Source organism: Streptomyces sp. NPDC047061 (assembly GCF_040643955.1).
In the GTDB taxonomy this organism is placed as follows: Bacteria; Actinomycetota; Actinomycetes; order Streptomycetales; family Streptomycetaceae; genus Streptomyces.
Genome location: NZ_JBEYVI010000043.1, coordinates 30,059 through 48,671 on the forward strand (window position 1 = coordinate 30,059; position 18,613 = coordinate 48,671).

At 71.8% G+C, this 18,613-nt stretch carries 16 protein-coding genes; 6 read left to right on the forward strand and 10 right to left on the reverse strand.

Going from position 1 to position 18,613, the window contains the following annotated elements; translation table 11 throughout:
• Positions 1-3: 3 nt before the first annotated feature.
• From ABZ887_RS41165 to ABZ887_RS41200, 8 genes are all read right to left on the reverse strand, one after another.
• Positions 4-1,794, reverse strand: coding sequence for a sulfatase-like hydrolase/transferase (locus tag ABZ887_RS41165; RefSeq protein ID WP_361302023.1), 1,791 nt, complete (start codon positions 1,792-1,794; stop codon positions 4-6).
• Between the two features lie 176 nt (positions 1,795-1,970).
• On the reverse strand, positions 1,971-2,207 hold the full coding sequence (locus ABZ887_RS41170; RefSeq protein ID WP_361302026.1) for a DUF6253 family protein: 237 nt from the start codon (positions 2,205-2,207) through the stop codon (positions 1,971-1,973).
• The gene (locus ABZ887_RS41175) at positions 2,204-3,013 is read right to left on the reverse strand and encodes a maleate cis-trans isomerase (RefSeq protein ID WP_361302029.1); all 810 of its coding nucleotides are present in this window, start codon (positions 3,011-3,013) and stop codon (positions 2,204-2,206) included. Before ABZ887_RS41175 ends, ABZ887_RS41170 begins: the two co-directional genes overlap by 4 nt.
• 74 nt (positions 3,014-3,087) lie before the next feature.
• On the reverse strand, positions 3,088-3,774 hold the full coding sequence (locus ABZ887_RS41180; RefSeq protein ID WP_361302032.1) for a transglutaminase-like domain-containing protein: 687 nt from the start codon (positions 3,772-3,774) through the stop codon (positions 3,088-3,090).
• Between the two features lie 26 nt (positions 3,775-3,800).
• Positions 3,801-5,009 (reverse strand): acyl-CoA dehydrogenase family protein, encoded by a 1,209-nt coding sequence (locus ABZ887_RS41185; protein ID WP_361302035.1) that lies wholly within the window; start codon positions 5,007-5,009, stop codon positions 3,801-3,803.
• Between the two features lie 82 nt (positions 5,010-5,091).
• On the reverse strand, positions 5,092-5,466 hold the full coding sequence (locus ABZ887_RS41190; protein WP_361302038.1) for an ectoine synthase: 375 nt from the start codon (positions 5,464-5,466) through the stop codon (positions 5,092-5,094).
• 116 nt (positions 5,467-5,582) lie between these two features.
• Positions 5,583-5,840, reverse strand: coding sequence for an acyl carrier protein (locus tag ABZ887_RS41195; protein ID WP_361302041.1), 258 nt, complete (start codon positions 5,838-5,840; stop codon positions 5,583-5,585).
• The gene (locus ABZ887_RS41200; RefSeq protein ID WP_361302044.1) at positions 5,837-7,075 is read right to left on the reverse strand and encodes an AMP-binding protein; all 1,239 of its coding nucleotides are present in this window, start codon (positions 7,073-7,075) and stop codon (positions 5,837-5,839) included. The genes ABZ887_RS41195 and ABZ887_RS41200 overlap by 4 nt, the downstream gene beginning before the upstream one ends.
• Positions 7,076-7,078: 3 nt before the next feature.
• Between ABZ887_RS41200 and ABZ887_RS41205 the strand changes: the two genes are divergently transcribed.
• Together ABZ887_RS41205 and ABZ887_RS41210 are read left to right on the forward strand one after the other, a co-directional pair.
• Positions 7,079-7,357 (forward strand): SMR family transporter, encoded by a 279-nt coding sequence (locus ABZ887_RS41205; protein ID WP_361302047.1) that lies wholly within the window; start codon positions 7,079-7,081, stop codon positions 7,355-7,357.
• Positions 7,358-7,403: 46 nt separating this feature from the next.
• A complete protein-coding gene (locus ABZ887_RS41210; RefSeq protein WP_361302050.1) occupies positions 7,404-7,835 on the forward strand; it encodes a multidrug efflux SMR transporter in 432 nt (143 codons plus the stop codon).
• 149 nt (positions 7,836-7,984) lie between these two features.
• Here the strand turns inward: ABZ887_RS41210 and ABZ887_RS41215 are convergent, their stop codons facing one another.
• A complete protein-coding gene (locus tag ABZ887_RS41215) occupies positions 7,985-10,654 on the reverse strand; it encodes an FAD/NAD(P)-binding protein (RefSeq protein WP_361302053.1) in 2,670 nt (889 codons plus the stop codon).
• 319 nt (positions 10,655-10,973) lie between these two features.
• On the opposite strand from ABZ887_RS41215, the gene ABZ887_RS41220 reads away from it, so the two are divergent.
• The 3 genes from ABZ887_RS41220 (at position 10,974) to ABZ887_RS41230 (ending at position 15,342) form a co-directional block, all read left to right on the forward strand.
• Entirely contained in the window at positions 10,974-12,221 is a 1,248-nt protein-coding gene (locus ABZ887_RS41220; protein WP_361302056.1) for an Ig-like domain-containing protein, read from the forward strand.
• Positions 12,222-12,285: 64 nt separating this feature from the next.
• Positions 12,286-13,698, forward strand: a complete 1,413-nt coding sequence (gene proS / locus ABZ887_RS41225) for a proline--tRNA ligase (protein ID WP_361302059.1) — start codon at positions 12,286-12,288, stop codon at positions 13,696-13,698.
• A gap of 234 nt (positions 13,699-13,932) precedes the next feature.
• Positions 13,933-15,342 carry a glycoside hydrolase family 16 protein gene (locus tag ABZ887_RS41230; RefSeq protein WP_361302062.1) on the forward strand — a complete coding sequence of 470 codons (1,410 nt, stop codon included), beginning with the start codon at positions 13,933-13,935 and terminating at the stop codon, positions 15,340-15,342.
• Positions 15,343-15,425: 83 nt separating this feature from the next.
• Here the strand turns inward: ABZ887_RS41230 and ABZ887_RS41235 are convergent, their stop codons facing one another.
• On the reverse strand, positions 15,426-16,322 hold the full coding sequence (locus tag ABZ887_RS41235; RefSeq protein WP_361302065.1) for an AraC family transcriptional regulator: 897 nt from the start codon (positions 16,320-16,322) through the stop codon (positions 15,426-15,428).
• A 145-nt stretch (positions 16,323-16,467) separates the two neighbouring features.
• On the opposite strand from ABZ887_RS41235, the gene tkt reads away from it, so the two are divergent.
• Entirely contained in the window at positions 16,468-18,582 is a 2,115-nt protein-coding gene (gene tkt / locus ABZ887_RS41240; protein WP_361302068.1) for a transketolase, read from the forward strand.
• Positions 18,583-18,613 lie beyond the last annotated feature (31 nt).

The following is an 18,613-nucleotide window of genomic DNA, read 5'->3' on the forward strand; positions in this document are numbered from 1 at the left end:
CGGTCAGGTGAGCGTCGCCGTCGCCGTGTAGGTGATCTCGTCGTCCCCGTGGTGGGCGGTGCCCCGGCAGGTGAGGGTCGTGGCGGTGGAGACCTGGGGGCGGGTGACCCGCCAGTGGACGGTGTGGCGTTCGCCGGGGTCGAGGCGGGGCGCGGTGGCCGTGTCCCGGGCGTGGACCAGCCAGCCGCTCGGGGTGTCGAGGGTGAGCCGGGCGGCGTTCCAGGGGCGCGCGGAACCGTTGGCGAGCGTGGCGGTGACCGTGAACTCCGTTCCCCGTCCGCCGACTTCGAGGGTCACGCCGAAGGGCTTGCGCGGGTAGACCGGCGCCCACGACGCGTGCATCAGCTTCACCAGCGCGTCCGCCCGGGCGGGCCGGGCGGCGGCGAGGTCGTGCTCCTCGCCGGGGTCCCGGGCGAGGTCGTACAGCTCCACGTCCCACTGGTCGTCCGGGACCCGGCGGTTCTGGCCGGGCGCGAACCGGACGGCCTTGAGGTCGCCGCTGCGCAGCGCCTCGGCGAGCCGGTCGCCGCGGCCCTGGTCGGCGGCGTTCTGGCGGGCGGTGACGCCGTCGTGGTTGCGGTAGAAGTAGAGGCTGTCGTGGCGGGCGGCAGCGGCGGAACCGCGCAGCAGCGGGGCGATGGAGAGGCCGTCGACGTCGGCCGGGGCGGGGGCGCCCGCGAGGTCGGCGAGGGTGGGCAGCAGGTCGGTGAGCGGGGTGGGCCGGTCGGTGGTGCCGGCCTTGACGTGCCGCGGTGACCAGGCGATGAAGGGGACGCGGATGCCGCCCTCGTACAGGTTCCGCTTGTAGCCGCGCAGCGGGCCGTTGCCGTCGAAGAGGTCGGGGTCGGTGCCCGCCTCCTCGTGCGGGCCGTTGTCACTGGTGACGAGGACGACGGTGTTGTCGGCGAGACCGAGCGCCGTCAGCTTGTCGGTGACGTCGCCGACGAGGGTGTCGAAGGTGGTGACCTGGGCCGCGTGCCGCTTGTTGGGCCCGGTCCAGGGGCGGTCGGCGTACGCGCCGACGTGCGGGTCCTTGCTGGGGGCGTGCGGCACGGTCGGGGCGAGGTAGAGCAGGAACGGCTCGTCGCGGTGGGTGTTCAGGAAGCCGAGGGCGCGTTCGGAGATGAGGTCGGGGGCGTAGACCTGCTGGGCGCCGTCCTTGTTGGCCGGGATCTCCTCGCGGGTACCGTTGTGCCAGAGGTACTCGGGGAAGTAGTCGTGGGCGTGGTGGTGGGTGAGGTAGCCGTAGAACTCCTCGAAGCCACGGGCGTTGGGGTGGCTCGGCGTGATGCCCGGGGTGTTGGGTCCGAAGCCCCACTTGCCGATCAGGCCGGTGCGGTAGCCGAGCGCCCGGAGCGCTTCCGCGAACGTGAAGTCCCGGTCGGTGAGGGCGCCCTGGCCGCCGGGGCCCCAGGGGTTGGTGCGCACGGTCGCGTGCCCGCCGTGCAGACCGGTGAGCATGGAGCAGCGCGAGGGCGCGCACACCGGGGCGGGCGCGTAGGCCTGGGTGAAGCGCAGGCCCTCGGCGGCGAGGGCGTCCAGGCGCGGGGTGTGCATCAGCTGCTGGCCGTAGGAGCCGAGTTCGCCGTAGCCGAGGTCGTCGGCGAGGATGACGACGAAGTTGAGCCGGTCGGACGGGTGCTGCGCGGCCGGGGCCGCCACGGCGGGTTTGACGGTGGGCCTGGGGTGCTCGGCGGCCGGCTGTGCCGCGTCCCCGTCCTCGCACCCGCCGACCGCCGCCAGCGCGACGGGCGCGGCGGCGGCCCCGGTGAGGAAGCGGCGGCGGCTGGGCATGCGGATCCCCCGGTGTGACGGCGGCACGTGGTCCTGGACCGATGGTGATCGCTGCCGTCCGTCCAGGACCATGCACACGCTGTGAACGCTCTGTTTCGACTCGTGAGAGGTAATCCGGGGGCCGGAGGTTCCCGCTCCACGACATCAGAATGATCACAGACGGGCGCGGGCCCCGGTCACCTGGGTGCCGGTTGGGGCGCCCCCGTGCGGGGTACGGGCGTGTCGTCCTCCAGAGGGTGGGCGTAGCGGCGGAAGCCGGGGACGTGTTCGGCCCGGTGCAGGGCGCCCCGGTGGAGGACCATGCCGTGCACGGAGGTGCCGTCGTCGCGCCAGCAGACGAGGGGGATCCGGTGGGCGTCCCCCTCGTCGGTGACGAACAGGGCGACGTGTCCGTCGGCCGCCAGCAGGCTCATGCCGGGCCGCCCGGCGGCTCGGCGGAGAACAGCCGCCCGTACCCGGTGATCCCGTGGGCCGCCCCGGCCGCTCCGGCCAGGTGCAGGGCGTGCCAGAACAGGACCTGGTTGGCGGTCAGGACCGCGAAGCCCAGTTCCGCCTCCAGTGCGTCGACGACGCCCACCGCGCGGATGCCGTTGCCGGCCACGAGGACGGCGTCGGGCCGGTGCCCGGCGACCGTGGTGCGGATCCACTCGGACAGCGCCCCGGGGGTGATCAGCTTCTGGTTGCTGGGCAGCCCGCACGGGCCGTGGTGGACGACCTCGAAGCCCTGTTCGGTGAAGTAGTCGGCGCCGAGCCCGGACAGCCGGTCGTCGAACCACGGCGGGTTGACGAGGGCGATCCGGCGGGCGCCGAGCGCGGTGAAGCCGGCCACGGCCGCCGTGGTGGTGCCGGTGAGCGGCAGCCCGCGGGTGACCCGGGCGAGCCGGGCGAACAGGTCCTTCTCGCCGGCCGCGCCGAGGACGTAGGCGGAGCTGGTGAAGCCCAGCGCGATCGCGTCGAGCGGGGCGGCGGCCAGCAGTTCCACCGCGTCGTCGATGTGCGGCGGCTCCACGAAGGCCCGCACCGGGTCGTGCGGGATCTTCGGGTCCATCTCGCCGCCGGCCCGCATCGCGCCGAAGTGGACGCGTGAGCCGTGCACGAACACGTCCTCGGGCGCGATCGCCTGGAACTCCGACTCCGGGCCGACGTCCGCGTGCGGCACGACCAGGCCGATCCGGGCCCGCGCCTCCCAGCCGTCCTGCCGGGCGCGGATGGTGCTCATCTCCGTGTCTCCTCGTGGTCCGGGTCCGTCGAAGTCGTCGGGGGCGTCGGTGCCGGTCGGGCCGTCGGGCCGCATCAGGCGGAGGCCTCGGCGGCCAGCGAGCCGCCGCGGACCGTGCCGGTGCCGTCGGTGTTCAGGAAGCCGGGGTGCTTGCGGCGCATGTTCGCCATCACGAACTCGTAGGGAACGTCGTCGAAGCCGCCGTGGTCGGTCAGGAACTCCATGCTCTGGCGGCCCTGGTCGTCGAAGGGGTGGTGCAGGCTGTCGGCGGTGCCGTCGAACTCCAGCGGCTTCATGCCGTACAGGCGGCACAGGATCTTGTTGAAGACCGGGGTGGCCTTGACCCACCTGCCGTCCAGGTGGACCGAGTTGAGGCCGTGGAAGAAGACGTCCCCGCCGATGTGGGCGCGCAGCCGGTCCGAGGCGAGGTGGTTGCGCACGTCGCCGTAGTGGACGCGGGCGGGGATGCCCACGGCCCGGCAGGCCGCCGCGTACAGCGCCGACTTGTGCAGGCAGAAGCCCTTGCGGGTGGCCGCGGTGTGACTGGCCCGCAGACCCTGCTCGGACAGGTCGGCGCCGTACACCTCGTAGAAGACGTCGTCACGGACGGCGTGGTAGAGCTCGACGGCCAGCCGGCGCTTGTCGGCGCCGCGGTCGGTGACCGCCTCGTCGACGAAGGACTGGACGGGCTCACTGTCATAGTCGAGGAAGTCGGTGGGCGCGGTGAGCCTTCGCACGTCGTCCGGGGTGAGTGCGTTCATGGGTGACCCTTTCGTCGGCTTCCGGCTCACAGGCCCAGGAGGGAGGCGATGCGGTTGCGCTGGATCTCGCTGGTGCCGGAGTAGATGGTTCCGCCGACCGCGTTGCGGACGTCCCGCTCGATTCCGGTGGCGGTGAGATAGCCCTGGCCGCCGAAGATCTGGACGGCGTCGAGCGCGGTGCGCTTGTTGGCCTCGCTGACCACGGTCTTGGTGGCGGCGACGTCGATCGCGGCGTCCTGGCCGGACGCCACCTTGGCGCCGGTGTCGGTGAGCCACTTGCGGGCGGTCTCCACCGCGATCTTCATGTCCGCGATCTTGTGGGCGACGCCCTGGAAGGCGCCGATCGGTTCGCCGAACTGACGGCGGGACTTGGCGTACTTGAGGACGCGCTCCAGCCGGTGCTCCATCTCGCCGAGCGTGAGGGAGAAGGAGAAGAGGATCTCCCGTTTCATCACGTGGTCGAGGATCAGGAAGCCGGCGCCCTCCTGGCCGATGCGCCGGGTGGCGGGCACCCGCAGCCGCTCGAAGGTCACCTCGCTCAGCGGGGAGGTGCGCAGCCCCATCTTGCCGAGCGGCTCGCCGACCCTGAGGCCGGGGGTGTCCCGCTCGACGAGGAAGACACTCAGGCCGAACGGGCCGGGCTTCCCGGTGCGCACGTACAGCAGGAAGAGGTCGGCGATCGGGGCGTTGGTGATGAACATCTTGCCGCCGTCGACGACGTAGTCGTCGCCGTCCCGGGTCGCGGTGGTGGAGATGTTCAGGGCGTCGGAGCCGTTACCCGGCTCGGTGATGGCGTGCGCGGTGATCAGGTCGCCCGTGACGACCGGGGGCAGGAAGCGGTCCTTGAGCTCCTCGGAGCCGAACGCCTGCAGCGGGACGCCGACGCTGACGATCTGTGTGGAGGCGGAGAAACCGAGGCCGGCGTCACGGCAGGTGCGCCCGAGCCCTTCGAGGGCGCGCATCGTGTCGGTCAGGGTGCCGCCACGGCCGCCGTACCGCGTCTCGAACGGCACGGTGAGCAACCCGGAGCGCTGGATGGTCTTCCACTTCTCCCAGGGGAACTCCGCCCGGGCGTCCCACTCCTCGACGTCGTGGTTGAGTTCGTCAGCCCAGGGGGCGGCGAGGGCGTAAGGGTCCGGCCCGGTGTCCGTGCCGGTGCCGATGCGGGTGTCGGTGCGGGTGTCGGAGTCGGTGTCGGTGTCGGTGGTCCGCGGTGCGGACGGTGCGGGTGTCATACGTGTGCTGCCTTCCGGTACGTCGCTGGTCGGGGCCGGGGCCCGCGCCGCGGCCGGCGGGGCGGGCCCCGGATCGCGGAACTCAGTACTGGGAGAAGCCGTCCGGGGACAGCGTGTGCTTCTCGTCGCCGCGCAGGGCCGGGCTGAACACGGATATGAGTCTCAGGTCCTCGTAGTCGGAGGCCACGAGATAGTGCGCGTCGTTCTCGTCGAGGGCGTAGATGGTGCCCTCGGTGATCTTGTAGCGTTCGCCGGACGCGGTGACGACCTCGCCTGAGCCGCCCGTGCAGTAGCAGGCCTCAAGGTGGCGGCGGTACTGCAGGGCGCTCGTGGTGCCCTTGCGGACCAGCGTCTCGCACACGGTGAAGCCCATGCCGTCGGCCTCGGTGAGCAGCCGGTGGCTGGTGCCGTTGCCCCACTCGACGGCGGGGAGCTCGCTGGTGCTGCGGACGATCATTCGTGTCTCCTGGTGTGTGAGGGGTTCGTCCGGAGGCTTTTTTTGGAAGCGCTCCGGAGTTCGTGCCGGGTTCTCTGATGCCGGGATCTCCGCGGAAGTCCGGAAGTCGGCTCGGCTCAGGCGGCGGTCTTCGCCGCGGTCTCGACGAATGCCGAAATGGCGCCGATGCTGCGGAAGTTGTCCGGGGTCAGCGGAATGTCGTCGATCGGGATCGCATAGGTCCGGGAGAGGTGCGAGACGATCCGGACCACGCCGAGGCTGTCGACCACGCCGTTGTCGATGAGGTCGAACTCGGCGGTCAGGTCGGCCGTGTCCTCTCCGTCGAGGAACTCGGCGACCACGTAGCCGCGAATCTCGTCCGTCAGGGAGGTCATGCGGGATTTCCCTTCTGTCGTGCTGCCTTGATGAGGTTGCGGTCGGGTTTTCCGGTGGACGTGCGCGGCAGCGGGGTGTCGCCCACGTGCACGGAGGACGGGATGGCGTGCCGGGGCAGGCGCTCGGCGCTGTGCGAGCGCAGCCTCAGCGAGGTGAGCGAGGTACCAGGCCGCCGGGTCACCTGGGCGTGCAGCCGGTAGCCGGCCTCCGGGTCGGGGATCGCGACGACGGCGGCCTCGGCGACCTCGGGGTGGGCCGCCAGGACGTTCTCGACCTCCTGGACGTTGGTCCGCACCCCGCGGACCTTGACCTGGAAGTCGGTACGCCCCTGCAGCCGGTGCAGGCCGTCGGCGTCCCGGGTGACGAGGTCGCCGGTGCGGTAGAAGACCTCGCCGCCGCCGTCCGGGGCGGGTACGAACACCCCTTCGTTGCGGGAGCGTTGGAGGTAGCCGGAGGTCTGGAACGGTGTGGTCACGAGGAGTTCGCCGGTGCCGGGGCCGTCGAGGACCCGTCCCTCGGCGTCCAGCAGCAGGGCCCGCACCCCGGGCAGCGGTCGGCCGATGGGGGTCTGGTCACCGGCGACGGCGGGATCGGCGTCGTAGAGGAAACTGTCGTTGGTCTCGGTGCACCCGAAGACGTTGTGGAAGCCGGCGCCGGGGAAGGCCGTGCCGAGCTGTCGCAGCAGTGCCTCCGGCAGCGCGTCCCCGGTGAAGACGACCGTGCGGACCGCGGGATGCACGGCACCGTCCTGGACGAGCAGCCGGTGCAGCATCGGCACGCCCTGGACGAAGGTGACCTGGTGCCGGGTGATCAGGTCCTGCAGGTGGCGCGCGTCCGCGCTGTGCTCCTGCTCGACGAGAACGGCCCGGGCGCCCAGCCGCAGCGCGGTCCACACGTCGAGCAGGGAGAGGTCGAAGTTCAGCGGTGCGTAACTGAGCAGTGTGTCCTGGCCGGTGAGGCGGAACCGGCCGGCCGCCCAGTCGGCGAACCGCTCGAAGCCGTCGCCCGGGACGGGCACGATCTTCGGGGTGCCGGTGGAGCCGGAGGTGGTGAGCAGCAGGGGCGCGGCGGCGGGGTCCACGGTGTCGAAGTCCCGGGCGGCCTCCTCGTCCGGCTCGACCGGAGCGGTGTCGAGCACACCCTGGGCGTCGACGGTCAGCGTCCGGGAGCACCGGGCCTGCGCGGCGAGCGTCGCACGGGCGGCGGGGCCCAGTTCGGGCGAGGGCGCCAGCACCGCGTGGCCGACCCGGAAGGCGGCGAGGAACAGGGCTTCAAGAACCGCAAGTGGACCGTCGTGACCCTGCTCAGCGGTGCGATCGGGACCTACTTCCTCAGCAGGGCCCTGCTGACCTTCAACGTCGGTGTCGGCTACGCCATCTGGACGTCCGTCGCCGGCGTCGGCATCACCCTGCTCGGGGCGGCGCTCTTCGGCCAGCGACTGGACTGGCGCAAGGCCCTCGGCATCGCCGTCATCATCACCGGCGTCGTCGGCCTGCAGCTCAGCGGTGCCGCCTGAGGATCCGCGCCGTCGCCCGCCCCATCTTCACGAGAGGACTCACCTCATGTCGAACACCGGCCGCTCCTCGGCCAACGCCTGGCTCATGCTTCTGCTCGCCGGAGGGTTCGAAGTCGGCTATGCGCTGTCCGTCGGCGGAAGCCACGGCTTCACCCGTCTGACGTGGTCGCTGGTCGCCGTCGTGTTCTTCCTTCTGACGCTCTGGGCACTGAGCGTCGCGCTGCGCGCCATCGACGTCGGTATCGGCTACGCCGTCTGGGCCGGCATCGGATCGGCCGGTGCGGCGCTGCTGAGCCCCGTCTTCTTCGACGAGGCCCTCACGCCGGTCCAGGCCCTGTGGCTGGGCGTCATCATCATCGGAGTGGTCTGGCTCAAGCTCGCCGACCGGCCGACGAGCACCCAGGAGCCCGTCGACGGCGCCCGGGACAGCCGACCGACCGCCGCCCGGCTCCAGGAGCCCCAGGGCGCCGAACGCTGAGGGGCACGGGCCGGGCGCGGCGGTGGTCCGGGGCAGGTCGGCCGGTCAGTTCAGGTCGGCCGGGCCTGGTAGGCCGGTCGGTCCTGGTAGGCCGGAAACCGCCACCGTTTCCCGTCGACCCGGACCGCCGGGCTCGGCCTCCTGACCGCTCAGGAGGCCAGCCCCGCGCGCAGGCGCAGGTCGCGCGGGGCGTGGGTGCGGTCGAGGCGGGCGTCGAGCAGTTGGCGTGCCGCCTCGCAGCGGCCGTCCGAGACCAGGGCGTACAGCAGGGTCTCCTCCACCACCTCGCGCTGGGCCGCACTGCCGCCCACCCGGCGCAGCACCGGCAGCAGCGCGTCGAGCCCCCGGGCCGCCTCCTGGAAGCGCTCCTCGACGAGCGCGGCGAACGCCTCGCACAGCGGGGCGACCACCTCGCGCTGCACCTCGTCGGCGCCGGCGGCGTGGTCGCGCAGCCGGCGCAGCGCGGCCAGGTCCCCGGCGGCGGTGAGGGCGACGGCCGCGTGCATCGCGGTGAACGCGGTCTGCGGCCGCTCCAGTACGTCGCGTTCCACCGCCTCCAGCACCCCCGCGACCGGGAAGTCCCCCTGCCAGCTGTCGCTCACCCGGGCCCGCCACAGCAGCGACCCCGAGTCGACGAGGGCCCGTACCCCGCTCACCACCCGGCCCGGTGCGAGCTGTGCGAACCACCGCCGGCGGACGGCGGCCGGGTCGTCGAGGGCGAGTTCGTGCAGGGCGATGTGCCAGGAGAAGTGCGCCCGGTGCACCGCGCCCCGGCCGCGCCCGGACACCCACCCGTCCAGCCAGTCCCGGCCCGCCTCGTGCGCCCCGGACTCGTAGTGGACGTGCGCGAGGGCGTGCACCGCGTGTCCGGAGGCGGGCTCGGCGGCGAGCGCCCGGTGGGCCAGTTCGCCCGCCTCGTGCAACCGCCCCTGTTCCTGGCGCAGGAAGGCCAGCAGCGAGGTGTGGAACCAGTGGCCGTCGTAAGCGGGTGAGGTCAGGTCGAGCAGCCTGAGGGCGTCGTCGTCCTGCAGGTCGCTCACCCCCGAGAAGGCGATGGTCGGCACGGCCGCCGCGAGCGCCAGCGCGTCTCCCCGGTGCTCCCGCAGATGCCGTACGAGCGCCTCGTCGCCGTCGTCGCCGGTCACCCGGCGCGTGACCACGTCCACGAAGGACCGCTCGCGTTCGTCGGCGCGTTCGCGGGCGCTGCGCTGGGCGTCGGCGAGGGCGCGCGGCACGTCGACGGCGGCGGCGCACTCGTGGCCCAGCAGGGCGAGGGCCGCGTGGCCGAGCGCGAAGCCGGGGTCGAGGGCGACCGCGCGGGCGAAGGCGTCCTCGGCGCCGGAGCGCACCTTGAGGACCCGGTCGAGGCCGCCGCGGTAGGCGGCGGCCGCCTCGGCGTGGGTGGACAGGGGCAGCCCGTGGCCGTCCACCGGCCGCCGCGAGCCCCGCCGGCGCTCCGGGAACGGCAGCAGCCGCTGGGCCAGTTCGGCGGCCTGGACCCGGATCTCGGGGATCGCCGTGGTCTCCCAGAGCTCGCCCCGGCGCGGGGCGCCCAGCGTGAACAGCGGCAGCCCGGCGCTTCCCCGTTCGTCGAGGAGCTGTCCGTCGCGGGTGGCGGCGCCCATGCCGAGCGGTCCCGGGGCGGCCGTGCCGGAGGCGAACAGGTGTTGCCACAGGGGGGAGTCGAGGCGGCGGCCGGGTCCGGTGCAGTCGATCACCCAGCCCACTCGCAGCGTCTGGCCGCCGGACAACTCGACTGCAAGGGGGCCCTGTTCGGTGTCCGTGGCGCGCACCACCGTCCCGGTGTGGACGTGCAGGCGGCGCGCGGTGCGGGCGCGGGAGACGTGTTCGGCGGTGGCGGGGGCCATGCGGTGGCGGTGGGTGTTCCACAGGGCGCCCTCGCGGGTCAGGAACTCCTCGCGCTCGTCGGGGGTGAGGCTGCGCCAGAGCCGGGCGGTGTGCGGGCGCAGGCTGTCCAGGCCGGGCCGCCAGTCGCCGTGGGTGCGTACGGAGCGGCTCAGGTGGCGGTAGACCGCGCGGCGCAGCCGGCCCAGCGAGGTGTCGTCGAGGCCGTCCGGGGCGGGCATGGCGCCGGCCGGGCCGAGGGCGTGCGGCTGGGGCAGCAGTCCGCTGCGGGAGAGGGTGTGCATGGTGCGGCCGGGCCGGTCGAGGGTGAGGGCGAGGTCGACGGCGGTCAGGCCGGTGCCGACCAGGAGGACGTCCTCGGGGCTGTCCCGTACGGGGTCCAGGGCGCCCGGCGCCCACGGAGTGGCGACGAACCGGGGTGAGGTGCGCAGGGCGGGCGGGGCCCAGCCGGCGCTCGCCCCGGCGGGGCCGGTGGCCAGGACCGCGCTGTCCACCGCCAGCGGTCCCCCGTCGGCGAGGTGGAGTTCCACCCAGCCGTCGGGGGTGCCGGTACAGCTCTCCGCGAGGCTGCGCAGCCGCCGTACGGCGACCGTGCCGTGGGCGCGGACGAGAGCCTGGCCGAGGGTGTCGGCGAGGTAGGCGCCGTAGCGGTAGCGGGTGGCGAAGTCGGCGCCGGTGACGGTGGGTTCGCCGTGCCGGCAGAGCCAGCGGACGAAGTGCCCGGGGTCGTCCGGGTATGCGCTCATGTTGCCGGCGGGCACGTTGAGCCGGTGCCTGGGGTCGCGGGTGGCGTAGGCGGTGCCCCGGCCCGCCTCCGGGGCCGGGTCGATCAGGACGAGGTCGAGCGGAGTCCGGCGGCGGTGCGCCGTCTCGCAGAGCTGGACGGCGGTGAGGGTGCCCGCCGCGCCTGCTCCCACGATGGCCACGTTGTGCCGCTTGCGGACGTCGGTCACGGAATACCTCCGGCGGGTTCGGCGTACTGCTTCTTCACTATTCCGATCGGATAGGTGGGGAAGCCAGGCCGGGAAGGTGATCTCACCGGAAACTCAGGCCGCCGGTCGGGCGTTCATACTCTGTTCACGATCGGAGGGACGGGACAACCCGGGTTCCGGCCGACTCGCCCCGGTCCGCAGGGGATTGACCGCGGCTGCGCAGCGTGACCTCCCCGCTCCTCATCGGAATCTCAGCGGGCAGACCCGTGATTCAAAGGAACCACCCATACAACGAGCGCAGGATGCCCTGACACAGGTGTACAAGTCAGGAAGGCGTGTCGTGGGCGTCCAGCACATATCGAACGGGTCCGGACGGCAGTCGGGGAAGTGGTCCCGGCGCGGGATCCTCGCCGCTCTGGGCGCGGTGCCCGCGGGGGCCGCGCTGGCCGGATGCAGTTCCTCCACGGACGCCGCGGCCACCACCGACGGCAAGGGCGCCACGGCCTCCGTGAAGTCCGCGACCAAGAAGGCGACGATCACGGTCAGTCCCGTCTCCGGCACCAAGAAGGCCGACTTCACCACCCCGGTCGAGGTCACGGTGGCGGACGGCACGCTGGCCTCCGTGACCGTCGCGGGCAACGACGGGGCGACGCTGTCGGGCACCTTCAACGCCGCGAAGACGAAGTGGACGTCGGCGAAGAACCCGTTCTCCGGCACGAAGTACACGGTGACGGCGAAGGCGCAGGGCGCGACCGACGAGACGGTGGCCACCTTCACCACGAAGTCCCCCGGCGAGACGTTCATCGGCTACTTCACGCCCGAGGCGGACTCCACGTCCGGCGTCGGCATGCCGGTGTCGATCAACTTCACCCACGCGGTCAAGGACCGGGCGGCGGTCCAGAAGGCGATCACCGTGACCGCGGAGCCGGAGGTCGAGGTCGTCGGGCACTGGTTCAGCGACACCCGCCTCGACTTCCGCCCGGAGACGTACTGGGCGAAGGGCACCAAGATCACGCTGAGCCTGGAGCTGAAGGACGTCGAGGGCTCGGACGGCATCTACGGCGTGCAGTCCAAGGACGTCACCTTCCACATCGGCCGCGAGCAGATCAGCACGGTCGACCTCTCCACCAAGCAGATGACCGTGAAGCGGGACGGCGCCACCTACGCCTCCTACCCGGTCTCCGGCGGCAACTCCCAGCACACCACCTGGTCCGGGATCATGGTGATCAGCGAGCGGTTCAAGCAGACCCGGATGGAGTCCTCCACGGTCGGCCTCGGCGACGAGTACGACATCTCCGACGTCCCGCACGCCCAGCGCCTGACCACCTCCGGCACCTTCGTGCACGGCAACTACTGGGCGTCCACCTCGGTCTTCGGCAGCGAGAACACCAGCCACGGCTGTGTCGGCCTGCACGACGCCAAGGGCGCGAGCGACTCCTCGGTGGCGGGCTACAAGTTCTACGAGAGCTCGATCCTCGGCGACGTGGTGATCGTCAAGAACTCCGGCGAGAAGACCGTCGAGGCCTCCAACGGCCTCAACGGCTGGAACCTGTCCTGGGCGGACTGGAAGGCGGGCAGCGCGGTCTAGGGACTGTCGCTCGGTCCAGTAATCGGTTCGCGCCCCGGTGGAGCCGGGTTCTACGCTGCGCGCCATGGCAAAGGCACCCGTTCTCACCCGCCGGGCGGACGACTTCCCCCGTTGGTACCAGGACCTGGTCGGCAAGGCCGAGCTGGCCGACAACGGGCCGGTGCGCGGCACCATGGTCATCCGACCGTACGGCTACGGCCTGTGGGAACGGATGCAGCAGGACCTGGACGCCCGGATCAAGGCGGCCGGCGCCCAGAACGCGTACTTTCCGCTCTTCATCCCGCAGTCGTACCTGACCAGGGAGGCCGACCACGTCGAGGGCTTCGCGCCCGAGCTGGCCGTCGTCACCCACGGCGGCGGCAAGGAGCTGGAGGAGCCCGTCGTCGTCCGTCCCACCTCCGAGACGATCGTCAACGACTACTTCTCCAAGTGGGTGCAGAGCTACCGCGACCTGCCGCTGCTGATCAACCAGTGGGCGAACGTGGTCCGCTGGGAACTCCGGCCGCGCGTGTTCCTTCGTACGACGGAGTTCCTGTGGCAGGAAGGTCACACCGCACACGCCACCTACGAGGACGCCCGGGACTACGCCGCGCGCATCCACCGGGAGGTGTACGCCGACTTCCTGGAGAACGTCCTCGCCATGGATGTCGTACCGGGTCGCAAGACGGTCAGGGAGCGGTTCGCCGGCGCGATCAACACGCTCACCCTGGAGGGCATGATGGGCGACGGCAAGGCCCTCCAGATGACCACCAGTCACGAACTGGGCCAGAACTTCGCCAAGGCGTTCGCGACGCGGTACCTGTCGAAGGACGGCCGTGAGGAGTACGTCTGGCAGACGTCCTGGGGCTCCACGACCCGAATGGTCGGCGCACTGGTGATGATGCACGGCGACGACGACGGCCTCCGCGTCCCGCCGCGGCTGGCCCCGGTCCAGGTGGTCGTCGTGGCCGTCAAGGACGACGACGCGGTCCTGGCCGCGGTCCGTGAGGTCGGGGACCGGCTGAGGACGGCCGGCATCCGCGTGCACGTCGACGACCGTGTCGACATCCCCTTCGGCCGCCGCGCGGTCGACTGGGAGCTCAAGGGGGTGCCCGTACGCGTCGAGGTCGGACCGCGCGACCTGCAGAACGGTACGGCCGTGCTGGTCCGCCGCCTGGCGGGAAGCAAGGAGCCGACGCCGATCGGGGCACTGTCCGAGGTCCTGCCCCAGGTGCTGGAGGACGACCAGGCGCTGCTGCTGGCGCAGTCCCGTGAGCGCCGCAGGGACCGCACCGTCGAGGTGACCACGGTCGAGGAGGCGGCGGAGGCGGCGAGCACCGGCTGGGCGCGCATCGCCTGGGAAACGCTGGGCGTGGAGGGCGAGGCGAGACTCGCCGAACAGGGAGTGTCCGTGCGGTGCCTGGTCGCCGCGGACGGTTCCGTTCCCGAGAGCGACGACCAGCCGGGCAACGTCGCTGTCGTGGCCCGCGCGTACTGACCCCGCCCACTGCCGCCCGGTGAGCCGGTGAGCCGGTGCGGCACCGCAGGCGAGCGGCTTCACCGCCTGAACTCCGTTGAGAAACAAGGTGATTCTTTGTTTTAACTCTTGACGGCCGAAGGCACGGAGAGCACATTGGGCCCACTTTGAGAGCGCTCTCAACCAGTCTCGGCCAATTCCGGCGCTCTCGGAGGCACACCCGCGCACCCCCCTCCGTACCCGAGAGGCACCCCCATGAGTGAAACCTCCGGTATAGCCCCTGCGGATCACAGACGGCGGCGCTCGTTCCGCCGCGCCCTTCTCGCCGCGCTCGCCACCATGGGCCTGGCGGTCGCGGCCGCCACCACCGCCACCCTCCCCGCCAACGCCTCCGCCCCCAGCGTGCCGTCCGGCTGGAGCCAGGTCTTCCTCGACGACTTCACCGGCACCGCCGGCACCGGCGTCAACACCTCCAACTGGCAGTACGACACCGGGACTTCGTACCCCGGAGGGGCCGCCAACTGGGGCACCGGCGAGGTCGAGACGATGACCTCCAGCACCACCAACGTCGCCCTGGACGGCAGCGGCAACCTGAAGATCACGCCGGTGCGGGACTCGGCCGGCAACTGGACGTCGGGCCGCATCGAGACCACCCGTACCGACTTCCAGCCCCCGGCCGGCGGCAAGCTGCGCGTCGAGGCCCGCATCCAGATGCCGAACGTCACCGGCACCGCCGCCTACGGCTACTGGCCCGCGTTCTGGATGCTGGGCGCGCCCTACCGGGGCAACTACCAGAACTGGCCGAGCGTCGGCGAGCTGGACATCATGGAGAACGTGCAGGGCCTGAACAAGGTCTGGGCGACGATGCACTGCGGCACCAACCCGGGCGGCCCCTGCAACGAGACGACAGGCCTGGGCAATTCGACCGCCTGCCCCAACACCACCTGCCAGTCCGGCTTCCACACCTACACGATGGAGTGGGACCGCTCGGTGAGCCCCGAAGCGATCCGCTTCTACGTCGACGGCGTCAACTACCAGACGGTGACGTCCAGTCAGGTCGACGCCACCACCTGGGCGAACGCCACCAACCACGGCTTCTTCGTCATCCTGAACGTGGCGATGGGCGGCGGCTTCCCGGACGCGTTCGGCGGCGGACCGACCAGCGCCACCGAGTCCGGCCACCCGATGGTCGTCGACTACGTCCAGGTCCTGCAGGCCAGTGGGAGCGGTACCACCACCCCGCCGACCGGCAGCCGGGACGCGTACAGCGCCATCCAGGCGGAGTCGTACGACAGCCAGTCCGGCGTGACCGCCGAGACCACCACCGACACCGGCGGCGGCCAGGACATCGGGTACGTCGCCAACGGCGACTGGGCGCTCTACAAGGGCGTCAACTTCGGCTCCACGGCGGCCACCCAGTTCTACGCGAGGGTGGCGAGCGGCGCGGCCTCCGGGGTGAGCGGCACGGTCCAGGTCCGGCTCGACAGCGCCTCCAACTCCCCCATCGGCAGTTTCTCCGTCGCCAACACGGGCGGCTGGCAGACCTGGACGACGATCCCGGCCAACATCAGCTCGGTGACGGGCACCCACGACGTCTACCTCACCTTCAGCAGCGGCCAGTCGGCGGACTTCGTGAACGTGAACTGGTTCGACTTCGGCCACTGACACGGCGTCACTGACACGGCAGTCGGGCGCACGGCGCCGGAGGGATTCCCTCCGGCGCCGTCGCGCTGCCCGGCCCGCCCAGGTCAGCGCAGCTCCGCCCGGAACGCCACCGGTGTCTGCCCGGTGTGCAGGTGGAAGAACTTGGAGAAGTTCGCCGCGTCCGGGAAGCCGATCGCCGCACCGACGCGGCCGATCGGGAGGTCCGTGTGAGCCAGGAGGCGCTTGGCCTCCAGGACGACCCGCTTGTCGATGAAGCCCTTGGGGGTCTCGCCGGTCGCCGCGCGGACCGCGCGGACCAGGGTGCGGCGGGAGTAGCCGAGGGCGTCGGCGTAGGCGCTGACGCTGTGGTTGGTGGCGAAGTCCTTCTCCACCGCGTCCCGGAAGAGGGTGAAGGTCGTGTCGGCCTGGCGGCGGGCCGCCTCCGCCGAACTGGCCGCCAAGTGGGCGAGGCGGAGGAGGAACGCCGTGAGGGAGTGCCGCAGCACGGACGCGTGCAGGCTCGGGGGGAGGGTCTCCGTGTCCTCGTACTCGCGTTGCAGGTGGGCGAGGGACGCCCGGAGCGCGGCGAGGTGCGGAGCGTCGGGGCGGAGCAGGGGCGGCAGGTCGTAGCGGTAGAGGCCGGTCGCCTCGACGGTGGCCCGGGGCAGGAAGCCGGGCTGCATGGTGAGGACGCTGCCGCGGTACTCGCAGGTCCGCGAGAAGCGGTGCACCTGGCCCGGGCGGATCCACAGCAGGTCGCCGGCCCGGGCCTCGTACTCGGCGAAGTCGATCATGTGGCGGACCGGGCCCTCGGTGAAGAGCATGACCACGTGGAAGTCGATGCGGTGGACGCGCTCCAGCGGGGCGTCGGCGTGCCACAGGCGTTCCGTCCCCATCGTGCCGACCTGCATGCCGACGCCGCCGACGCTCAGATCCACCGGGAAGGGGAAGGTCCTGATCCCGTCACCGTCGGCTGCCCCGTTGGGCGTTCTGTCCGCCATGTCCTTCTCGTGCCGTCCCTGTCGAAGATCCGTGTCCCACTTTCACCACAGGCTGACACACCCCGACCTTCCCTCCCAAAAGTCAGACTTTTACTTTTGAACGCGTCAGGCCAGCCAGAACGCTTCGAACGAGGACTTCTTGAAGATGAGCACGGAGACGAGCACGCAGACATCGGACGGCTTCGACGACGGCTTCGGCGACAGCTTCGAGTGGACCGACCTCGACCGGCGCGCCGTGGACACCGCGCGCCTCCTCGCGGCCGACGCCGTGCAGCAGGTCGGCAACGGGCACCCCGGCACCGCGATGAGCCTGGCCCCGGCCGCGTACACGATCTTCCAGAAGGCGATGCGCCACGACCCGGCCGATCCCGAGTGGACCGGCCGGGACCGTTTCGTCCTCTCCCCCGGGCACACCTCGCTCACCCTCTACACCCAGCTGTTCCTCGCCGGGTACGAGCTGGAGCTGGACGACCTCAAGTCCTTCCGGACGCACGGGTCGAAGACGCCGGGGCACCCGGAGTACGGCCACACGGCCGGCGTCGAGACCACCACCGGACCCCTCGGCCAGGGCGTCGCCAACGCCGTGGGCATGGCCATGGCCGCCCGCTACGAGCGCGGCCTCTTCGACCCCGAGGCCGCCGAGGGCACCTCCCCCTTCGACCACACGATCTGGGCGATCGTCTCCGACGGCGACCTGGAGGAGGGCGTCTCCGCCGAGGCCTCCTCGCTGGCCGGCCACCAGAGGCTCGGCAACCTGGTCTTCGTCTACGACGACAACCACATCTCCATCGAGGGCGACACCGCGACCGCCTTCTCCGAGGACGTCCTGAAGCGGTACGAGGCCTACGGCTGGCACACCCAGCGCATCGAGCCGACCACCGAGGGTGACGTCGACGTTCACGCCCTGTACACAGCTTTGAAGACGGCCCAGGCCGAGACCGAGCGGCCGTCCATCATCGCGATGCGCACGATCATCGCCTGGCCCGCCCCGAACGCGCGGAACACCGAGGCCTCGCACGGCTCCGCGCTCGGCGCCGACGAGGTCGCCGCCACCAAGCGCCTCCTCGGCTTCGACCCCGAGCGGAGCTTCCAGGTCGACGCCGACGTCCTGGCCCACACCCACCGGGCCCTCGACCGGGGCGCCGAGGCCCACGCCGCGTGGGACAAGCGGATCGCCGAGTGGCGCACCGGGAACGAGGAGCACGCGCGGCTCTTCGACCGGGTCGTGGCCGGCCAGCTCCCCGAGGGCTGGGAGGACGCGCTGCCCGTCTTCGAGGAGGGCACGTCCGTCGCCACCCGCGCCGCCTCCGGCAAGGTCCTCCAGGCGCTCGGCCCGGTGCTGCCCGAGCTGTGGGGCGGCTCGGCCGACCTCGCGGGCTCGAACAACACCACCATCGACAAGACCTCTTCCTTCCTGCCGAAGGGCAACCCGCTGCCCGAGGCCAACCCGTACGGCCGTACCGTCCACTTCGGCATCCGCGAGTTCTCGATGGCTGCCGAGATGAACGGCATCGCCCTGCACGGCAACACCCGCATCTACGGCGGCACCTTCCTGGTGTTCTCCGACTACATGCGCAACGCCGTCCGCATGTCGGCCCTGATGCAGCTGCCCGTGACCTACGTCTGGACGCACGACTCGATCGGGCTCGGTGAGGACGGTCCGACCCACCAGCCGGTCGAGCACCTGGCCGCGCTGCGCGCCATCCCGGGCCTGAACGTCGTCCGCCCGGCCGACGCCAACGAGACCGCGACGGCCTGGGCCGAGATCCTGAAGAGGCACGCCACGCACCCCGCCCCGCACGGGCTCGCGCTGACCCGCCAGGGCGTGCCGACGTACGCGCCGAACCCGGACGCGGCCAAGGGCGGCTATGTGCTGCGCGAGTCGTCGACCGAGACCCCGGAGGTGGTCCTGATCGCCACCGGTTCCGAGGTTCACCTCGCGGTCGAGGCACGCGACCTCCTGGAGGCCGAGGGGGTCGGCACCCGGGTGGTGTCGATGCCGTCCGTGGAGTGGTTCGAGGAGCAGTCCCGCGAGTACCGCGAGAGCGTCCTGCCGCCGGCCGTGAAGGCACGGGTCGCCGTCGAGGCCGGGATCGGCCTGACCTGGTACCGCTTCGTCGGCGACGCCGGCCGGATCGTCTCCCTGGAGCACTTCGGCGCCTCCGCCGACGCCAGGACCCTGTTCGCCGAGTTCGGCTTCACCGCCGAGAACGTGGCCGCCGCGGCCCGCGAGTCCCTCGCCGCCGCCCGCACCGCCTGATCCACCAGCCAGAAACAGTTCAGAAGAGGAA

What these genes read in the sequence shown, in the direction of transcription:
- ABZ887_RS41165 (WP_361302023.1), bottom strand. Translation starts at nt 1,794, where the DNA reads ATGCCCAGCCGCCGCCGCTTCCTCACCGGGGCCGCCGCCGCGCCCGTC.
- ABZ887_RS41170 (WP_361302026.1), bottom strand. Translation starts at nt 2,207, where the DNA reads ATGAGCCTGCTGGCGGCCGACGGACACGTCGCCCTGTTCGTCACCGAC.
- ABZ887_RS41175 (WP_361302029.1), bottom strand. Translation starts at nt 3,013, where the DNA reads ATGAGCACCATCCGCGCCCGGCAGGACGGCTGGGAGGCGCGGGCCCGG.
- ABZ887_RS41180 (WP_361302032.1), bottom strand. Translation starts at nt 3,774, where the DNA reads ATGAACGCACTCACCCCGGACGACGTGCGAAGGCTCACCGCGCCCACC.
- ABZ887_RS41185 (WP_361302035.1), bottom strand. Translation starts at nt 5,009, where the DNA reads ATGACACCCGCACCGTCCGCACCGCGGACCACCGACACCGACACCGAC.
- ABZ887_RS41190 (WP_361302038.1), bottom strand. Translation starts at nt 5,466, where the DNA reads ATGATCGTCCGCAGCACCAGCGAGCTCCCCGCCGTCGAGTGGGGCAAC.
- ABZ887_RS41195 (WP_361302041.1), bottom strand. Translation starts at nt 5,840, where the DNA reads ATGACCTCCCTGACGGACGAGATTCGCGGCTACGTGGTCGCCGAGTTC.
- ABZ887_RS41210 (WP_361302050.1), top strand. Translation starts at nt 7,404, where the DNA reads ATGTCGAACACCGGCCGCTCCTCGGCCAACGCCTGGCTCATGCTTCTG.
- proS (WP_361302059.1), top strand. Translation starts at nt 12,286, where the DNA reads ATGGCAAAGGCACCCGTTCTCACCCGCCGGGCGGACGACTTCCCCCGT.
- ABZ887_RS41230 (WP_361302062.1), top strand. Translation starts at nt 13,933, where the DNA reads ATGAGTGAAACCTCCGGTATAGCCCCTGCGGATCACAGACGGCGGCGC.
- ABZ887_RS41235 (WP_361302065.1), bottom strand. Translation starts at nt 16,322, where the DNA reads ATGGCGGACAGAACGCCCAACGGGGCAGCCGACGGTGACGGGATCAGG.
- tkt (WP_361302068.1), top strand. Translation starts at nt 16,468, where the DNA reads ATGAGCACGGAGACGAGCACGCAGACATCGGACGGCTTCGACGACGGC.